The following is a 17,613-nucleotide window of genomic DNA, read 5'->3' on the forward strand; positions in this document are numbered from 1 at the left end:
GCGCGCATCTGGTCGGCCCGCTCGCGCCCCGGCTTCAGGCCCAGGGTTTGAGCGCTTCGCGTGTGCGCTCAATGGTCTTGCGCCAGGTGCTGGAATTCCAGGAAATTCTGGCACCAGCCGACTGCTCCAGCCGCGCGCACAGAGCACTCAAACGATCGGCGCCCACATTGCCTGCCGAGCCAGCCAGCGAATGTGCCAGTTCGCGCAAAGCATCGTCCCTGTTCTGCTCGATGGCCTGCTCGATGGCGGCGGCGCGGGTGTCTAGGTTCTGCAGGAATCCCTGCACAATCTCGCGTCGCAGGCTTCCCTGTTCGTCGTCCATGGCCGCAAACTGGGCCCAGCGTTCGCCGTCGACCCAAGGTGGCTCAACGTCCTGGGTGCTTGCCAGACCGGTGTTGGAAGGATGTTCGGTGGGAGCGCTGGGGTGGGGTGGCAGTGGTCTGGACGGTCCTTGTTTTTGCCAGTGGGCCAGCGTGTCGCCCAGCACTTTGAGGGACAGGGGCTTGGTGAGGTAGTCCTCCATGCCAGCATCAAGACAGCGCTGGCGGTCCTGCCAGAGGCTGGAGGCCGAAACGCCGATCACCGTGGGACCTTTGCTGCCCCAGCGTTGCCGAAGAACGCGAGCCACCGCCAGACCGTCGAGCCCGGGCATGTGGGCATCAAGCAGCAACAAGTCGAACGGCTGATCTCGGCTTTGCGCCTGCTCCACCGCCTCGATCGCGGCCTGTCCGTCCGCCAGCGTCGTGAAAACGTGACCTAGTCGTTTCAGCATGGCCGCAGCGACCTTGAGGTTGATCGGGTTGTCATCCACCACCAGCACATGCAGACGCTGATCTTCGGGCACGCTTTGCGGCAAGCCTTCGCTGTCGAGATCAGCCACGTCGGCCCGTGTGGCCAGGATGCTGAAATCAAAACGGCTGCCACGGCCAGGCGCGCTGCCGACCTCGATGGCGCCGCCCATGAGCTCCACCAGGTGTTTGCAAATCATCAGACCCAGCCCTGTGCCGCCGTAGACCCGTGCGGTTGAGGTATCGCCCTGAGCAAAGGGCTGGAACAGTGAGCCCATGCGGTCAGGTGAAATGCCCACGCCGGTGTCGGTGACGCTGAAGCCCAGGCGCAGCGTCGGGTGGGTAGCCACCACCCGTACCGCCAGCGTGACGGCGCCTTCGCCAGTGAACTTGATGGCGTTGGACAGCAGGTTGAGCAGCACCTGCCGCAGTCGGGTGATGTCGCCCGCCACGGCGCGCGGCACATCTGGCTCCAGCGTGAGCACCAGGTCCAGCCCGCCGTCTGCGGCACGAGGCCGCATCAGATCGCAAACCCCCCGCACCGCTTGCTGAAGGTCGAATGGCCGATGTTCCAGCGTCAGCTTGCCGGCCTCGATCTTGGAGAAGTCAAGAATGTCATCGACCACCGAACGCAATTGGTCGCTGGACATCTGCAACACGTCCAGCATGTCGCGCTGTGCGGGCGTGAGCGCCGTGTCCTGCAACAGCTCACCCATGCCCACCAGTCCGTTGAGCGGCGTGCGAATCTCATGGCTCATGACCGCCAGAAAGCCCGCCTTGGCCTGGACCGCCGCCAGGGCCTGCTCACGCGAAGCCAGCAGCTCGGTGGTGCGCTCGCGAACCCGCCGTTCCAGCAACAGGGCGGCATCGCGCAGAGCCTCGTTTTTTTGCTGGATTTCCTGGGTGTAGGTCTGCAGCTTTTGCGCACTCTGGTGCATCACCTCGGACAGGTGATGCACCTCGCGCAGCTGGGCGCGGTGCTGCACCTCGGGCACCTGGCCTTGCCCGAGGGCCGTGGCAGAGGCGTTGAGCCGGCTGAACTGACCCGACAAGCTGCGTGCCAGCATGAGAGCGAGCAGTGTGCCCAAGGCGATCAGGACCGCCATCGCGGCCAGCGCCCATTGCCGGGCCTCAAGCACCCGGCGCGTGAAGTCTTGCTCTGGTGCCACCACGACCAATTGCCAGGCCAGGCCGTAGCGTTCGCCAAACGGGCGCTGCAGCGCGATCAGTCGATTGGAGCTGAGTCCCAGCCGCTCCCACCAGCTGCTGCTGCCGTCCAGGCGGACCACACCGGTCTGCGCTGCCGCTGCCGCTGCCGATGGCGTTGTCCGCTGGCCTAGGCGCTCGTGGGACATCCGAACCAATGCGTCGCGGCTTTGCGCCGGGGTGATGCGCTGCGATTTGCCATCGATCATCTGGCTCAGAGGCTCGTCCACCGAAGAGGCCACCAGCAACCCGGCCCGGTCGACCAAGTAGGTCACTGCGCCTTCGCTGATCCGGGTGCTACGGATCAGTTCGGTGAGGCGTGCCAGGCTCATGTCGACGGCCAACACCCCCATCACGGTGCTGTTGTCGGTGGCGAAGATGGGTTGGGCTAGCGTGAGGTCGAACTGGGGCTTGACCGCCGAGCGGTAGACCTCGGTGAAGGTGCGCTCGCCACGCAGAATCGCCAGCTGATACCAGGGACGCACTCGCGGGTCATACACCGTGGCCTCGGTCTTGAGCAGCTGGGTTCGGTCACCGGGCTGCTGGAGCAGATGATGGGTTCGCCCTGGTTCACCCGGTCTGATCTGGCGCACCACAAAGCCGCGGTCCTCGCGCTCCAGCCCAAAGAAGCTGCCGTCGGCTGCGCCGATGTAAAGATAGGGCACGTTGGGTGACTGCTGGGTGAGCGCAAATGCCATGCGTTCGAAGGCATCGGTATCATGCAGCCAGCCGCGGGCACGATCTCCCTCAGTGCCCGTTGGCTTGAACGGCGGTAGCAACGCGTTGACTACCGTGTGCGCTTCGCCCAGATGGGCCAGGGCGCCGACGTCGACCCGCTGTGCCGCCTGCGCCATGGCGCTTGCGGCCAGGGTGTCGATGGCCTCTGCGCTGTTGGAGGACAGCACCCAGGCCACGAGCAGCGCAGGCGTCAGAGCAGAAAACACCAGCGCGCCCAGCAGGGCCGGACCCAGTGGCAGGCGCCAGGGCGCCTTGTCGCTCATGGCCTAGGGCCGGATGCGGAGTCTGGGGCAGCGCGCAAGGGCATCAGACAACTCACATCCATCGATTTGCCCCGTTGGGGAAGCTCCAGCCATAGACGCGGTTGAGTTTGCACGACGCCGGTCACGCTGCGCAAAACCTCCACGGAGGCGACTGGGTAGGTGGCTTCGTGCAGGTCTGGGTGGCGCGCCAATGCCACCGCGTTGTCCACCGTCTCGCCCACCGGAATCAGCTGGGCCGCACCGCCGAGCAAGCCGTCGAGCCGCATCATGGCCACGGGGCCGCTGTGGAGTGCGCTGCCGACTTCCAGCGGAGGCGGGGCGTGATCGACCCACCTTGCCTCAGCGAAGGCTTGCAGGCCGGCCAACGAGTTGCGAACGCCAAACGCCGCACGCACCGCGCGCAAGGGATGGGACGCTGGGGCGTCGTTTTCAACGTCCGCGAACACCGCCACCAGCACGTCACCCAGGAACTGCAGCGTGGTTGCGCCAAACAGAAACACGGTGTCGCCACAGGCCTGGTGAAAGCGCCGCAGCAAAACGCTGAGATCGGCGGCAGGCAGCGCACTGGACCAGGCCGCATGGTTGCGCAAACAGACTGCCAGTACCGTGGCCTGCTCATGGCCACCTTGCACATCCTGGGCGTTGGCGGTGGGCCATTGCTGGTTCAGCGCCAGCGCCAGACGGTCTTCGAAAGCGTCGCCCAGGGTGCGCAACTGCTTTTCGAGTTCGGCTGTGAGGGTCGAACGGATGGTCAAGTCCTGAGCTACTTGCCGTATCTGCTGCTTGTTGAGCTGTGCCATCACGGCATCTCGGAGCTCTCGCGTCTGAAATGGCTTGGTCAGATAGTCGTCAGCGCCCTGGCGCATGCCCTGTCGCATGTGCTCCCGTTCCTGCAGGGAGGTCAGCAGGATCAGCGGGGTAGCGCCCAACGTGGGGTGGCCGCGCAGCGCATCAAGCAAATCAAAGCCGCTCATGCGCGGCATATGGATGTCGCTGACCACCAGTTCGGGCGCGTGGGCGGTGATGAGGTCCCAGGCGGCCGCGCCGTCAGGGGCCGCGAGCACCTCGTGCCCGATGTTCTTCAGAACCACCGAGATCAGCTTCAGGGTACCGGGGTCGTCCTCTGCGACGGCGATCAGGGCCATGGGGCTTGATTCTAGGGGTGTGACACCGGCCAGGATGGACGATTACGGGTCATCCTAGGGTGAGTTGGTCCTGCTCTGGCGCCAGCGTCGCCCGACCCGTGGAGAAACCAGCGCATGCCGTGATTCCGTCACACGGCTATGGTTTGTTGTCAACGGATGTCAACGGATGTCAGCGCTGAACTTCCAGTCCGATTTCTGCCAGGCCAACACCTCCTCCCCCAGCAGCCAGGCCGATTGCGGGTAACGCCGCGCCCAGCCCGGGTTCGTGACCAGCTTGAAGGCGCCTGACTTGTAGCTCAGCCGCAGGGACTCGTGCTCCGGCATCTTGCGCGCGTGGCACAGCAGCACCGCCAGGCGCAGGCACATCAGCTGCTTGGCGAACAGCTCATCGCCCAGCGACAGCTCCAGTTTCTTGAGCTTGCCGCGCTGACCCAGCACCAGCTGACTCATGCGGTGCAGCTCGGGCAGGGAGAAGCCGGGCGCATCCACGTTGTCCAGGATGTAGGCGCCGTGATGGTAGGAGCGGTCGTGGGAGATGTGGGTGCCAATCTCATGCAGCCGCGCGGCCCAGGCCAGTTTCTGGGAGTAGCGCTCATTCTGCGGATCCACCGCAGCCACCTGGGCAAACAGGGCGGTGGCCACGGCGCTGACGCGCTGGGCATGGGCTTCGTCGGCGGAAAATCGGTGGGCCAGCCAGCGCACCGTGCGCTCGCGCACGTCGCCGCCCTCGCTCTCGCGTTCAATCAGGTCGTACAGGGCGCCCTGGCGCAAAGCACCCTGCGCTGGCAACATTTGCTGGATGTCGAACAGGTCGAAAATAGCGTGCAGAACCGCCACGCCGCCGGCCAATACCGGGCGACGATCGTCTTTCAGACCATCGAGCCGCAGGCTCTCCTGATGACCCGCCTTGACCATGCGTTCGACCAGCCAGTCCAGACCGCTGCGGGTGACCAGGCCCGTGGCCCAGCCGTTGGCGCCCAGGATATCGGCCACCGCACTCACGGTGCCCGAGGAGCCGTAGGCGACTGCCCAGTCGGCCGGCGGAAAACTGTCCAGTGCCTGGTCGAGCACCGCCTTGGCGGCCACCTCGGCGGTCTTGAAGGCAGCGGGCGTGAATTCGCCGCGTCCGAAATACTTCTGCGTCCAGGCCACGCTGCCCAGCCGGTACGACTCCATGCTGTGGGCTTGGTAGCCCTGGCCAAGAATCATTTCAGTGGATCGCCCGCCGATATCGACCACCAGCCGCTTCTCGTCGGACTGGGGCAGTAGGCGCGATACGCCCTGGTAGATCAGCCGTGCCTCTTCCTGACCAGAGACCACTTCGATCGCAAAACCCAGAATCGTGTGTGCCTGTTTGAGGAACTCGTCGCGATTCTTGGCTTCGCGCAGGGTCTGCGTGGCCACGGCGCGCACCTGCTGTTTCTTGAAGCCGTGCAGTCGTTCGGCAAAGCGGGCCAGACAGTCCCAGCCACGTTGCATGGCCGCTGGGCTCAGGACCTTGTTCTCATCCAGGCCAGCGCCCTGGCGCACCGTTTCCTTGAGGTACTCCATGCGCTCGATGTGACCGCCCTGGTAGCGGCCGATTTCGAGGCGGAAGCTGTTGGAGCCGAGATCGATCGCAGCGAGGAGGGTTCCGTTTTGCATGGGGAAGGGTGGATTCGGGGCACCTGGGTGCCCAGGCGCCGCTGGGGCGCGGGCAACAGATGAAACGGTCAGATTGTGACGCATGCAAGTTCCGGCGGGCTGACACCATGGACCGCCTGACGCCGCCAGGACAGCCCCCGTTCCCGCGCTGCCAGGAACGCGCGATACTGGTGGAGGTAGCGCCATGGGTGCCGTTGGCGCCGGTTGCCCCCCCTTTTTTTTTGCTCTTGTTGGTCCAGGAGTCCGGTATGCCATCTACTGCTCGTCCCACATCCCAAAGCCCCACCGGCGAGTCGCGCGAACCGGCGCCCTCCTGGTCCCGCCGGCGCTGGCTGCAGTCCACAGGCGCCGCCAGCGCGCTGGCTGTGATGCCCAGCCTGCAGGCACAACCGGCGTCTGCGGCGGCCGAAGAGGCCCAGGCGCCACCCATGCCCGCCGTGGGCTCGGTGCTCAACCTGCCACGCATCACCCTGCTCGATGGCCGGGTGGTGGATCCCGCTGGCACCGCCGGCAAACCGTTGCTGCTGTACTGGTGGTCCAGCACCTGCCCGTTCTGCGCCCAGCAAAGCCCGAGCATGGACCAGTTCTGGCAGGCGCAAAAGGGACGTGGCTTGCAGATGGTGGCTCTGTCCATCGACAAGAAGCCGGAGGACGCTCAGGCCTACCTGGCGCGCAAGGGCTACCAGTTCCCCGCGGCCTGGGCCAGCCCGGACTGGCGCAAGAGTTTCCCCAAGCCCAAGGGCTTGCCCATCACGCTGCTGCGCGGTCGTGAAGGTCGGCTGCTGCTGGCCGAGCGCGGGCAGATGTTCGCTGAAGATGTGGAGGCAATGGCCCAGCTGCTGTGAACGCTGGTGGGCAGGGCGCTCGGTGCGCAGCCCCCAGAAGAATGCGTAATGCTTAAAAAGCAGGATGTTTGGGCCTCAGCTCCGTTTGTGTGACTGTCACATTGATGTCACACAAGCCCCCTAGAGTCTCGTTTGTGAACCATTTTTCACCAACCGAGAGGACTCTCATGAACACCAAACGCACTCTGCTCAAAACCGTGGCTGCTGCCGCTTTCGCATCGCTGGCCATGGGCAGCGCCCTGGCCGCCGACATCACCGGCGCTGGCGCCACTTTTCCCTTCCCCATCTACGCCAAGTGGGCCGAGGCCTACAAGAAAGAAACCGGAATCGGCCTGAACTACCAGTCCATTGGTTCGTCTGGTGGCCTGCGCCAGATCCGCGCCAAGACCGTGGCCTTCGGCGCTTCCGACGCCCCGGTAAAGGGCGCTGACCTGGACAAGGACGGCATGGTGCAATTCCCTGCGATCATCGGCGGCACCGTCCCGGTGTTCAACGTCGAGGGCTTTGCCCAGGGCGAAATGCGCATCACTGGCCCGGTTTTGGCCGACATGTTCTTGGGCACCATCAGCAAGTGGAACGACCCCAGGATCGCCGCGTTGAACCCCGGCAAGACACTGCCTGACCAGGCGATCACTGTGGTGCACCGCGCCGATGGTTCGGGCACCACCTTCAACTGGACCGACTACCTCTCCGCCGTGAGCAAGCCCTGGGCCGACACCGTGGGCAAGGGCTCTGCCGTCAAGTGGCCTGCCGCTACCAGCGTGGGTGGCAAGGGCAACGAGGGCGTGGCCGCCAACGTGACCCGCATCAAGGGCGCAGTGGGCTACGTGGAATACGCCTACGCCAAGAAGAACAACATTCCCTACATGGCGCTGCAAAACAAGGACGGCAACTTTGTGCGCCCTGACGACAAGACGTTTGCCGCTTCCGCTGCGGGTGTGGACTGGTTCAGCGTGCCCGGCATGGGCGTGTCCATGGTCAACGCAGCCGGTGCCGACGCCTGGCCGGTCTCCACCGCCTCGTTCATCCTGATGTACAAGGACCCCGCTGACAAGGCGCAATCCGCTGAGGTCCTGAAGTTCTTTGACTGGGCCTTCAAGAATGGCCAGAAGATGGCTCTGGAACTTGATTACGTGCCGCTGCCGGACAAGCTGACCGCCGACATCCGCTCCAAGGTCTGGTCGCAGATCGCCAAGTAAGGTAAAAGGCTCTTGCGCATCCGCCCCGCGTCAGCTCAGCTGTCGCGGGGCGGTCGCTTAGAGCCTCCGCAGCCACTGGAGGAGACCTCATGAACATGGAAACCACCATGGAATCTAGGATCATGCCCGCTGAGACGGGCAACCCCAACATGCAGGTGATTGCTCGCCGGCAGCGTTGGCAGGACGTCATCTTCCACCGCGGCACCCAGGGCTTCTCGCTGCTGGTGCTGATTGCCTTGGTGGGCATCATCGTGTCCCTGCTCATCAACGCCTGGCCGGCATTCGAGAAGTTCGGTGTCGGCTTCGTCTGGCGGGTGGAATGGGACGTGGTGAACGATGAGTTCGGTGCTGCGATTGCCATCACCGGCACCTTGTTGAGCGCAGGCATTGCGATGTTGATCGCGGTGCCGTTGGCCTTCGGCATCGCGCTGTTTCTCACCGAGACCTGCCCGGTCTGGCTGCGCCGTCCGCTGGGCACCGCCATCGAACTGCTGGCGGCAGTGCCCTCCATCATCTACGGCATGTTTGGCCTGTTTGTGTTTGCACCGCTGTTTGCGGACTATTTTCAGATTCCGGTGCAGGAGCTGATTGGCGGCATGCCGCTGGTTGGCTGGATGTTCGGCGGAGCCACCAACGGCATCGGCATCATGGCCGCTGGCGTGGTGCTCGCCTTCATGGTGCTGCCATTTGTGGCCGCGGTGATGCGCGACGTGTTTGAAATCGTGCCCCCCATCCTGCGCGAATCCGCCTACGGCGTGGGCTGCACGACCTGGGAGGTGGTGCAGGGCGTGGTGCTGCCCTACACCCAGAAGGGCGTGATCGGTGGTGTGATGCTGGGCCTGGGACGTGCCCTGGGTGAAACCATGGCGGTGACCTTTGTGATCGGCAATGCCAACCGCATGCCCACTTCGCTTTTCTCGCCGGGCACCTCGATCGCCTCCACTCTGGCCAACGAGTTCGGCGAAGCGGTGGATTTCCACGTGTCCACCCTGTATGCCCTCGGCTTCCTGCTGTTCGTCATCACCTTTGTGGTGCTGGCCACAGCCAAGATCATGCTGGTGCGCGCCGAGCGCGCCAAGGGCTTCTGAGCCGTCTGACGCGAGAACAACATGGAAATGAATGCCGCCCTCTACAAGAAGCGCCTGCGCACCAACGCCATTGGCCTGACCCTGTCCATGACCGCCATGGTGTTGGGGCTGGCGGTACTGCTGTGGATCCTTTTCGTGCTGTTTTCCAACGGCTTTAAGGCGCTGGACTGGAACATCCTCACCCAGTCCACCCCGGCGCCCGGCACCGAAGGCGGGGGCCTGGCCAACGCCATCGTCGGCAGTCTGATGATGGTGGGCTTCGCCGTGCTGGTGTCCACGCCCATCGGCGTCCTGGCTGGCGTGTACCTGGCCGAGTATGGCGACACCAGCAAGACCGCCGAGGTCACCCGATTCGTGACGGACATCATGCTGTCGGCGCCGTCTATCGTGCTTGGCCTGTTTGTCTACGCCATCGCGGTGGCCACGGTGGGCCATTTTTCGGGCTGGGCGGGCAGCCTGGCCCTGTCCCTGATCGCCATCCCCGTGGTGGTTCGCACCACGGAGAACATGCTGCGGCTGGTGCCGGGAACCTTGCGGGAAGCCGCCTTTGCTCTGGGTGCGCCGCGCTGGAAGGTGTCGATCAAGGTGACCTTGCGCGCGGCAAAAAGCGGCGTGATGACTGGTTTGCTGCTGGCCATCGCCCGCATCACCGGAGAAACCGCTCCGCTGTTGTTCACCGCGCTCAACAACCAGTTCTTCAGCACCGACATGAGTGGACCAATGGCCAATCTGCCGATCGTGATCTACCAGTTTGCGCTCAGCCCTTACGACAACTGGATCCGTCTGGCCTGGGGTGGTGCGCTACTGATCACGCTCTCCGTGCTGGTGCTCAACATCCTGGCCCGCGTCATCCTCCGCGAGAAAACCCCGGTTTGACCAGACGCCCACCACATCCCGATACAACCCTTGTGCACACAACCATGAGCGAAACTTCTACCCCCGTAAACAACGCACTTGAACTGCGCAACCTGAACTTCTTCTACGGCAAGTTCCAGGGTCTCAAGGATGTGAACCTCGACATCGAAGAGCGCAAGGTCACCGCGTTCATCGGTCCTTCAGGCTGCGGCAAGTCCACCCTGCTGCGCACGCTCAACCGCATGTACAGTCTCTACCCGGGCCAGCGCGCCGAAGGCACCATCAATTTCTACGGCCAGAACATCCTGGACCCGAAGCAAGACATCAATCTGCTGCGCGCGCGCATCGGCATGGTGTTCCAGAAGCCCACGCCGTTTCCCATGTCGATTTACGACAACATAGCCTTCGGCGTGAAGCTCTACGAAAACCTGAGCGCCGGTGAGATGGACGACCGCGTTGAATGGGCACTGACCAAGGCCGCTTTGTGGAACGAGGTCAAGGATAAGCTCGGTCAAAGTGGTCTGTCTCTCTCTGGCGGCCAGCAACAGCGCCTGTGCATCGCACGCAGCGTGGCGGTCAAGCCCCTGGTGTTGCTGCTCGATGAACCCACCTCGGCGCTGGACCCGATCTCCACCGGCAAGGTGGAAGAACTGGTGCACGAGCTCAAGCAGGACTACACGATTGCCATCGTCACCCACAACATGCAGCAGGCGGCGCGGTGCAGCGACTACACCGCCTACATGTACCTGGGGGAAATGATCGAGTTCGGTGCCACCGAGCAGATTTTTTTCAAGCCCAGCAAGAGCGCGACCGAAGACTACATCACAGGAAGGTTTGGTTGACATGCCCGAAAAACACATCTCCAGCCAGTTCGACGCCGAGCTCAACTCCATCTCCACCCATGTGCTGGAGATGGGTGGCTTGGTCGAGTCGCAGCTGCACCAGGCAGTCTACGCCCTGGTTCACATGAGTCAAGAGTCCGCGGATCAGGTGCTCGAAAACGAAGCGAAGATCAATAAGATGGAGGTGCTGATCGATCAAGAGATCATCTCTACCATTGGCCGGCGCCAGCCCACTGCTCGCGACCTGCGCTTCCTCATGGCGATTTCGCGCACAACCCAGAACCTGGAGCGCGCGGGTGACGAGGTGGCGCGCATCGCCCGCATGGTCAAGTCCATCGCTGACAGCGGCTCGCCACGCAACCTGCCGAGCTCGGAGCTGCGCGTGGCCGCCGATATGGCCTCAGCGCTGCTGCGCAAGAGCCTGGACTCGTTCGCCCGGCTGGATACCGCGATGGCGGTGACCATCATCAGGGAAGATGACCACATCGACCACGAGTACAACGGCTTCATACGCAAGCTCATCACCTACATGATGGAAGACCCGCGCACCATCTCTGCCAGCCTTGACCTGATGTTTCTGGCGAAGTCCATTGAGCGCGTGGGTGACCACGCGAAAAACATTGCTGAGCAGATCATCTTCATCGTCAAGGGCGAAGACGTGCGCCACACGTCGATGGAAAACGTGGAGTCGGTGGTCCGATGAGCGTCTTGATGCCACGTGAGCCCCAGCCGCGCGCCGCTCCCTGGCGCTGCGGGGTGTTCGCATGAGGAAACTGCCCCGCGTGCTGGTGGTGGAGGATGAGCCCGCCATCGCCGAGCTGATCGCCGTCAACCTGCGGCACAACGGCTTTGCGCCCACGGTGGTGTTCGACGGTGCCGCCGCCCGGCGCGAGGTGGACGCGGTGCTGCCCGATGTGATCCTGCTTGACTGGATGTTGCCCGGCGAGAGCGGCGCTTCACTGGCGCGCCAGTGGCGAAAGCACGACCGGACCAAGACGGTGCCCATCCTCATGCTGACCGCGCGCAGCGACGAGTCGGACAAGGTGCAGGGGCTGGACGCTGGTGCCGACGACTACATCACCAAGCCGTTCTCCACCCAGGAACTGCTCGCGCGCATCCGCGCCGTGCTGCGCCGTCGTGCGCCCGAGATCGTCAATGACTCCGTGCAGGTGGGTGAGCTGGCGCTCGACGCGGGCACCTACCGGGTGAGCTTCCGTGGCAACGAACTCAAGGTCGGACCGACCGAATTCAAGCTCCTTCACTACCTCATGAAGCACGCTGAACGCGTGCACACCCGTGGTACGCTGCTCGACAAGATCTGGGGAGACCATGTCTTCATCGAGGAGCGAACCGTGGATGTGCATGTGAAGCGTTTGAGGGAATCCTTGGGTGAAGCCGCCAGCATGGTGGAGACGGTGCGCGGCGCTGGCTACCGCCTGACGGGGCTCAACAACACCGGACGACCCGCGCAAGGCTCCAGCACCGCCGCAGCATGACGCGTCGGGCTCTCGAGCTGCTGTGCCTGGTGGCACTGGGTGCGGTATGGGGCTGGGCCAACGATTCGCCACCCTGGACGTTTGCCGGTGCTTTGCTGGGAGCGCTGGTCTGGGCCATCTTCGATGGCTTGCGCGCGCGCGAGTTGCTCAACTGGATCGCCAAAGGCGAAGCGTCTCGTGCACCCAGTTTGTCCGGCACTTGGGGTGAGCTGGTTGAACGCTGCCGCAAGCTGATCAAGAAGCTGGAAAAAAAGGCCCAAAACAGCGACGCTCGTCTGGAGGACTTTCTGGCGGCGATCCAGGCCTCTCCCAACGGCGTGGTGCTGCTGGATGCGACCGGTCGCATCGAATGGGCCAACCTGACTGCGGCCAACCACCTCGGCTTTGACCCGCAGCGCGATCTGGGCCAGTACGTGCGCAACATGGTGCGCGCACCCGCCTTCACCGCCTACCTCAACGCTGCTGACTTCTCCTACGAAATCCAGGTCGACGGGCCTGGCCCCCGGCCCTCACAACCGTCCAAGATCTCGCTGCAGATTCACCCCTACGGCAAGAAACGCAAACTCATGCTCACGCGCGATGTGACCGCGCTGCAACTGGCCGAGACCATGCGTCGGGATTTTGTGGCCAACGTGTCGCATGAAATCCGCACGCCGCTGACCGTGCTCAGCGGCTTCGTCGAGACCATGCAGAGCATTCCGCTGGAGGCGGCTGACCGCGAGCGCTACCTGGCCCTGATGAGCCAGCAGGCCCAGCGCATGCAGACGCTGGTCAGCGATCTGCTCACGCTCTCGCGGCTGGAAGGCAGCCCGGCGCCTGGCGCGGGCGAATGGGTGGATGGCGATGAGCTGCTCAGCCATGTGCTGCAGGAAGCGCGCGGCCTCACCCAGGCCATCGCACACCCGCCTCACCAGATCGAGGTGTCTGAGCACGCAGCGCTGCTGGTCTCCGGGGCCAAGACCGAGCTGCTGAGCGCGATGTCCAATCTCATGAGCAATGCGGTGCGTTACACACCGGGTGGCGGCAACATCCGCGCGGGCTGGCGAAGCACACCCGACGGGGGGGCGCAGTTTTTTGTCGAAGACACCGGCCCGGGTATTGCGGCCGAGCACCTGCCGCGTCTGACCGAACGCTTTTACCGGGTGGACCGCAGCCGCTCCCGCGAAACGGGCGGTACCGGACTCGGGCTGGCCATCGTCAAACACGTGGCCCAGCGCCACGGTGGGCAGGTTGAGGTGCAGAGCACGCCTGGGCAGGGATCGACCTTCATGATCCACCTGCCAGCCTCCCGCATCCGGCAACGCTCGATCGCCTGACCTAGCGCAGGCTGCTAGTGACTCAGTTGCCCAGGCGCTGGTAGACCAGCAAGCGCTCTTTCTGGTCGGTAAGCCGGAACACCGTGGCCTTGAAGGCCCATTGCGTGAGTTCCACGCGCTCGTCCAGCGTCTCTTGTCCCTCGGGCGTGACCACCAGCGTGCGGCAGCCAGGATCCGCTTGTGGATCGGTGCGGTACAGGGTGAGCTGACCGTGGTACTGCAGGGCTGCAATCTGTGCCTGAGACAAACCGTCGGCCAGCACACAGGTCTGCGCCGGCACCATGCGCGCGATGCTGCGCGAAATCGGCCCGTAGCTGCGCCCGTGGTCGAGCAGGGGCAACCACAGCGTCATCAGCAGCAGCCAGCTCAGCGTGGCGCCTGCCGCGGGCAGCACCAGGCTCTTCCACATCGCCTCACGGTGCCGACCGACCCGCCAAGCCACCAGCCAGATCCAGGCCAGCGTGGCGACGGCGGCGATGAGGAATAACACCAGCGAAAACTCGGGTTGAAAACCTGGCGCCAGCTTGGCCACGTTGGCAGCCGGCTTTGCCGGCACACCGGTCTGCATGGCGACCCAGATGACCCAGATCACGAGGGCGCAGCCAGTGAAGAAGAGCAGGGTGAACCAATCGATCAGCGCCGAGACGCTTCGCCTTAACGTAGGCAATGCGAACGCTGCCAATGCCGCCAGGGCGGGCAATGCCAGCAGCAGGGCGCGGTCCCGCTCTCCCGATAGTGCGCTGTCGCCCAAGCTCACCAGCACCGACCACAGCGGCAAGGCCACATGCGGACTGCTCCACTGCCGACGCCAGCGCCACAGCGTCCAGAGCACCAGCGGCCAGGCCGGCCAGCTGAACCAGACCAGCAAACGGCCCCAGTTGCCCCAGTCCATGCCAACGCGCTGGGCCAGAGGCGAAGGCCAGGGCATCCAGCCCAGCGCCAGTGCAGCAGCCAGCACCAGCGCCAACACGCTACCCGCCACGAGCACGGGGAACCACCTTGCGGCTGGCGCTGCCGCCACCTCCCAGTTGCTCGCCACCGCCTCGACCTGGCCGCGGGACCAGCCAGCCAACACCAGCCAGCCCACTCCCAGCAACAGCGTGATCCACGGCGCGCCGCTCAGCACCAAGGCGGCGGCGGCAGTGCCCCACAGGATGAGCACGCGGGTGAGGGACCGACTACTTCCCTGGGCCAGCCGGGTGGCGGCGTAGAGCAGCGTGGCGACCATGGCCAGGCGGGCCAGATCGGGCGTGGTTTCGTGCGACAGCTGGGCGAGACCGAGGCAGGCGATTAGGGCCAACAATCCCGCGTCGGCCAGCGCCCGCGCGTAGTCTTTGGGGTTGGCTTCACCGCCAAAGGCGAAGCTCAGCGGCTGGGCAGCCGGCTGGCGTGCCAGTTGGTACACCGTGTACCAGGTGCTCGCCAGCGTGAGGGCCAGCAGGCCGCCAAATGGAATGCGCGCGGCGAACTCGGGTGACAAGAAAGGCAGCCAGCGAATGAAAGCTGCGCCCAGCCAGTAAGGCAAGGGACCCGCTTCTTCCACCGCCATACCCAACACCTGCGGTTGCCACCAACCGCTGTGGCCGGCCGCCATTTCCAGCATTACGCCGAACGCGGTGACATCTGCGACCTTCCACGGTTCGCGGCCCAGGAAGCCGGGCAGCACGTAGGCCACGCAAAACAGGATCAACGCCAGTCGCGGCAGGCGGCGCACGGCAGTCTGACTCACGAGGGCGGGGGTGACAGCATTCACTGCGGGGACTATACAAGGGCCTTCGTTGTGTGTGCAGGGCACACGCTCAGATACAGGCGGGCAAAAAAAAGCAGCCGGTCGGGCCGGCTGCTGATCGGGTGTCTGGCAGGTGCATGCACCCGGCAGGACAGGCGGGAGATCGCCTTATTTCGCCGCAGGCGTCTTGCCGTAACGGTTGCGGAAACGCTCAACGCGTCCACCCATGTTGTCCACGCTTTTCTGGGTGCCGGTGTAGAAGGGATGCGACTCGCTGGAAGTATCCAGCTTGAAGAGCGGCAACTCGCGGCCGTCTTCCATCTTGATCATCTCTTTCGTGTTCGCGCAGGAGCGGGTCACGAACTTGAAGTTGTTCGACAGGTCCACGAAGCAGACGTCGCGGTAATTGGGGTGAATGCCGTCTTTCATGACGATTCCTTGGGGTTCAGGTGCGGCAGCCGCAGCGAAACCATTTCGCTGTACTTACTGCAAATTACAACCTTCCATTATAGCCTGGGAAAAGAGCAGCCGGAGCGGGCTGTTTGAACCCCAAGGCACCGCCGATATGGCTTTGCCAGTCGGCCAGTGCCGCCGCCACGGGGGAGTGACGCCGAAGGCGGAGCGGGGGGTTTAGCCTCCCCTGCGCATCATGTCAAAGAACTCCGAGTTGTTTTTCGTCGCCTTCATGCTCTTGAGCACCATTTCCATGGCCTCGATCTCGTCCATGTTGTACATGAACTGGCGCAGGATGCGGGTCTTCTGCAGGATTTCAGGCTGCAGCAACAGCTCTTCGCGGCGGGTACCGCTGCGGTTGAGCTGGATCGAGGGGAAAACGCGCTTTTCGTAAAGGCGGCGGTCCAGGTGGATTTCGCAGTTGCCGGTGCCCTTGAATTCTTCAAAGATCACCTCGTCCATGCGCGAGCCGGTGTCGACCAGCGCAGTGGCGATGATGGTCAGCGAACCGCCTTCTTCAATCTTGCGGGCGGCGCCGAAGAATCGCTTGGGGCGTTGCAGGGCGTTGGCGTCCACACCACCGGTCAGCACCTTGCCCGAAGAGGGCAGCACGTTGTTGTAGGCGCGGGCCAGGCGCGTGATCGAGTCGAGCATGATGACCACGTCCTTTTTCAGCTCGACCAGTCGCTTGGCGCGTTCGATCACCATCTCGGCCACGTGCACGTGGCGCGCGGCGGGTTCGTCGAAGGTGGAGGCGATGACCTCACCACGCACGGTGCGCTGCATCTCGGTCACTTCCTCTGGGCGCTCATCCACGAGCAGCACCATGAGTTCCACCTCGGGGTGGTTTGCAGCGATAGCGTGGCAGATGTGCTGCATCATCACCGTCTTGCCGCTCTTGGGCGGCGCCACGATCAGGGCGCGCTGGCCGCGGCCGATGGGCGCGATGATGTCAATGACGCGACCGGTGATGTTCTCGTCACTCTTGATGTCTCGTTCCAGGCGCATCTGTTCCTTGGGGAACAGCGGCGTCAGGTTCTCGAACATGATCTTGTGCTTGTTGTCCTCGGGGGGCAAGCCGTTGATCTTGTCGAGTTTGTTGAGTGCGAAGTAGCGCTCACCGTCTTTGGGGATGCGCACCTCGCCTTCGATCATGTCGCCGGTGTGCAGGTTGAAGCGGCGGATCTGGCTGGGCGAGATGTAGATGTCATCCGTGCTCGCGGTGTAGCTGGTGTCGGGCGCGCGCAGGAAACCAAACCCGTCGGGCAGCACCTCCAGCACGCCGTCCGCGTTCACCAGTTCGCCGCCCTTGGCTCGCTTCTTGATGATGGCGAACATCAGCTCCTGCTTGCGCATGCGGCCGGTGTTTTCGATCTCAAGCGCTTCAGCCTGCTTGAGGACTTCAGACACGTGAAGTGCCTTGAGTTCGTTGAGGTGCATGGAATTCACTCCGGGAAGGAGTTGGAATCGGAAGTCGGGGGAGGGGCGCTGGCGTCCGGTTGGCGGACGGTGCGCGGTGGCGGGGAAGCAGGCTTGTGTCTAACCTGAACCTATGGAGATTATGACAGGAAAAATCCGGAGCCTGAGAAAAAGCCGGGCATTGCACCCGGCCCAGGGCCCAGGCCTATCGGGTGGGTCAGGCGATCTGCTGGTCGATGAAGGCGGTGAGTTGCGCCTTGCTCAGGGCGCCGACCTTGGTGGCAGCCAGCTGACCGTCCTTGAACAGCATCAGCGTAGGAATGCCGCGGATGCCAAATTTGGCCGGCACATCGCGGTTGTCGTCCACATTCATCTTGGCGATCTTGAGCTTGCCGTCGTAAGAGCCGGCGACCTCGTCGAGGATGGGCGCGATCATCTTGCAGGGGCCGCACCATTCGGCCCAGAAGTCCACCAACACTGGTGCCTTGGCTTCGAGCACATCGGCCTGGAAGCTGGCGTCGGATACGTGTTTGATCAGGTCGCTGGCCATGATTTTTCCTATTGGGGTTGAAGGCAGAGGTTAAAGT

General features: G+C 63.8%; 15 protein-coding genes. 8 read left to right on the forward strand and 7 right to left on the reverse strand.

The window, feature by feature from the left end:
- Positions 1-34 precede the first annotated feature (34 nt).
- The 3 genes from GPT34_RS05490 to ppx form a co-directional block, all read right to left on the reverse strand.
- The gene (locus GPT34_RS05490; RefSeq protein ID WP_291010247.1) at positions 35-2,995 is read right to left on the reverse strand and encodes a hybrid sensor histidine kinase/response regulator; all 2,961 of its coding nucleotides are present in this window, start codon (positions 2,993-2,995) and stop codon (positions 35-37) included.
- Positions 2,992-4,140 (reverse strand): response regulator, encoded by a 1,149-nt coding sequence (locus tag GPT34_RS05495; RefSeq protein WP_291010248.1) that lies wholly within the window; start codon positions 4,138-4,140, stop codon positions 2,992-2,994. The genes GPT34_RS05490 and GPT34_RS05495 overlap by 4 nt, the downstream gene beginning before the upstream one ends.
- 159 nt (positions 4,141-4,299) lie before the next feature.
- Entirely contained in the window at positions 4,300-5,784 is a 1,485-nt protein-coding gene (gene ppx / locus GPT34_RS05500) for an exopolyphosphatase (protein ID WP_291010249.1), read from the reverse strand.
- Positions 5,785-6,032: 248 nt separating this feature from the next.
- On the opposite strand from ppx, the gene GPT34_RS05505 reads away from it, so the two are divergent.
- From GPT34_RS05505 to phoR, 8 genes are all read left to right on the forward strand, one after another.
- Positions 6,033-6,629, forward strand: a complete 597-nt coding sequence (locus GPT34_RS05505) for a TlpA disulfide reductase family protein (protein WP_291010250.1) — start codon at positions 6,033-6,035, stop codon at positions 6,627-6,629.
- Positions 6,630-6,796: 167 nt separating this feature from the next.
- Entirely contained in the window at positions 6,797-7,828 is a 1,032-nt protein-coding gene (pstS, locus tag GPT34_RS05510; protein WP_291010251.1) for a phosphate ABC transporter substrate-binding protein PstS, read from the forward strand.
- Between the two features lie 149 nt (positions 7,829-7,977).
- A complete protein-coding gene (gene pstC / locus GPT34_RS05515; RefSeq protein ID WP_291010324.1) occupies positions 7,978-8,916 on the forward strand; it encodes a phosphate ABC transporter permease subunit PstC in 939 nt (312 codons plus the stop codon).
- Between the two features lie 21 nt (positions 8,917-8,937).
- Positions 8,938-9,792 (forward strand): phosphate ABC transporter permease PstA, encoded by an 855-nt coding sequence (gene pstA / locus GPT34_RS05520; RefSeq protein WP_291010252.1) that lies wholly within the window; start codon positions 8,938-8,940, stop codon positions 9,790-9,792.
- Positions 9,793-9,836: 44 nt separating this feature from the next.
- On the forward strand, positions 9,837-10,613 hold the full coding sequence (gene pstB, locus GPT34_RS05525) for a phosphate ABC transporter ATP-binding protein PstB (protein WP_291010253.1): 777 nt from the start codon (positions 9,837-9,839) through the stop codon (positions 10,611-10,613).
- Position 10,614: 1 nt separating this feature from the next.
- Positions 10,615-11,316 carry a phosphate signaling complex protein PhoU gene (gene phoU, locus GPT34_RS05530; protein WP_291010254.1) on the forward strand — a complete coding sequence of 234 codons (702 nt, stop codon included), beginning with the start codon at positions 10,615-10,617 and terminating at the stop codon, positions 11,314-11,316.
- Between the two features lie 61 nt (positions 11,317-11,377).
- The gene (gene phoB, locus GPT34_RS05535) at positions 11,378-12,109 is read left to right on the forward strand and encodes a phosphate regulon transcriptional regulator PhoB (RefSeq protein WP_291010255.1); all 732 of its coding nucleotides are present in this window, start codon (positions 11,378-11,380) and stop codon (positions 12,107-12,109) included.
- Complete coding sequence (phoR, locus tag GPT34_RS05540) at positions 12,106-13,425, forward strand: phosphate regulon sensor histidine kinase PhoR (protein ID WP_291010256.1); 1,320 nt, start codon at positions 12,106-12,108, stop codon at positions 13,423-13,425. Before phoB ends, phoR begins: the two co-directional genes overlap by 4 nt.
- A gap of 22 nt (positions 13,426-13,447) precedes the next feature.
- On the opposite strand, the gene GPT34_RS05545 is transcribed toward phoR, so the two are convergent.
- The 4 genes from GPT34_RS05545 to trxA form a co-directional block, all read right to left on the reverse strand.
- Positions 13,448-15,154, reverse strand: a complete 1,707-nt coding sequence (locus GPT34_RS05545) for a hypothetical protein (RefSeq protein WP_363356410.1) — start codon at positions 15,152-15,154, stop codon at positions 13,448-13,450.
- Between the two features lie 168 nt (positions 15,155-15,322).
- Positions 15,323-15,583 (reverse strand): type B 50S ribosomal protein L31, encoded by a 261-nt coding sequence (locus GPT34_RS05550; RefSeq protein ID WP_291010258.1) that lies wholly within the window; start codon positions 15,581-15,583, stop codon positions 15,323-15,325.
- 201 nt (positions 15,584-15,784) lie between these two features.
- Positions 15,785-17,047, reverse strand: a complete 1,263-nt coding sequence (gene rho, locus GPT34_RS05555) for a transcription termination factor Rho (protein ID WP_291010259.1) — start codon at positions 17,045-17,047, stop codon at positions 15,785-15,787.
- A 196-nt stretch (positions 17,048-17,243) separates the two neighbouring features.
- The gene (trxA, locus tag GPT34_RS05560; RefSeq protein WP_291010260.1) at positions 17,244-17,576 is read right to left on the reverse strand and encodes a thioredoxin TrxA; all 333 of its coding nucleotides are present in this window, start codon (positions 17,574-17,576) and stop codon (positions 17,244-17,246) included.
- Positions 17,577-17,613 lie beyond the last annotated feature (37 nt).

The organism is Hydrogenophaga sp. (assembly GCF_011390835.1).
Taxonomy (GTDB): domain Bacteria; phylum Pseudomonadota; class Gammaproteobacteria; order Burkholderiales; family Burkholderiaceae_C; genus Hydrogenophaga.

Excerpts from the sequence above, each read along its gene's own strand:
- GPT34_RS05490 (WP_291010247.1), bottom strand. The coding sequence starts at position 2,995 with ATGAGCGACAAGGCGCCCTGGCGCCTGCCACTGGGTCCGGCCCTGCTG.
- GPT34_RS05495 (WP_291010248.1), bottom strand. The coding sequence starts at position 4,140 with ATGGCCCTGATCGCCGTCGCAGAGGACGACCCCGGTACCCTGAAGCTG.
- ppx (WP_291010249.1), bottom strand. The coding sequence starts at position 5,784 with ATGCAAAACGGAACCCTCCTCGCTGCGATCGATCTCGGCTCCAACAGC.
- GPT34_RS05505 (WP_291010250.1), top strand. The coding sequence starts at position 6,033 with ATGCCATCTACTGCTCGTCCCACATCCCAAAGCCCCACCGGCGAGTCG.
- pstS (WP_291010251.1), top strand. The coding sequence starts at position 6,797 with ATGAACACCAAACGCACTCTGCTCAAAACCGTGGCTGCTGCCGCTTTC.
- pstC (WP_291010324.1), top strand. The coding sequence starts at position 7,978 with ATGCAGGTGATTGCTCGCCGGCAGCGTTGGCAGGACGTCATCTTCCAC.
- pstA (WP_291010252.1), top strand. The coding sequence starts at position 8,938 with ATGGAAATGAATGCCGCCCTCTACAAGAAGCGCCTGCGCACCAACGCC.
- pstB (WP_291010253.1), top strand. The coding sequence starts at position 9,837 with ATGAGCGAAACTTCTACCCCCGTAAACAACGCACTTGAACTGCGCAAC.
- phoU (WP_291010254.1), top strand. The coding sequence starts at position 10,615 with ATGCCCGAAAAACACATCTCCAGCCAGTTCGACGCCGAGCTCAACTCC.
- phoB (WP_291010255.1), top strand. The coding sequence starts at position 11,378 with ATGAGGAAACTGCCCCGCGTGCTGGTGGTGGAGGATGAGCCCGCCATC.
- phoR (WP_291010256.1), top strand. The coding sequence starts at position 12,106 with ATGACGCGTCGGGCTCTCGAGCTGCTGTGCCTGGTGGCACTGGGTGCG.
- GPT34_RS05550 (WP_291010258.1), bottom strand. The coding sequence starts at position 15,583 with ATGAAAGACGGCATTCACCCCAATTACCGCGACGTCTGCTTCGTGGAC.
- rho (WP_291010259.1), bottom strand. The coding sequence starts at position 17,047 with ATGCACCTCAACGAACTCAAGGCACTTCACGTGTCTGAAGTCCTCAAG.
- trxA (WP_291010260.1), bottom strand. The coding sequence starts at position 17,576 with ATGGCCAGCGACCTGATCAAACACGTATCCGACGCCAGCTTCCAGGCC.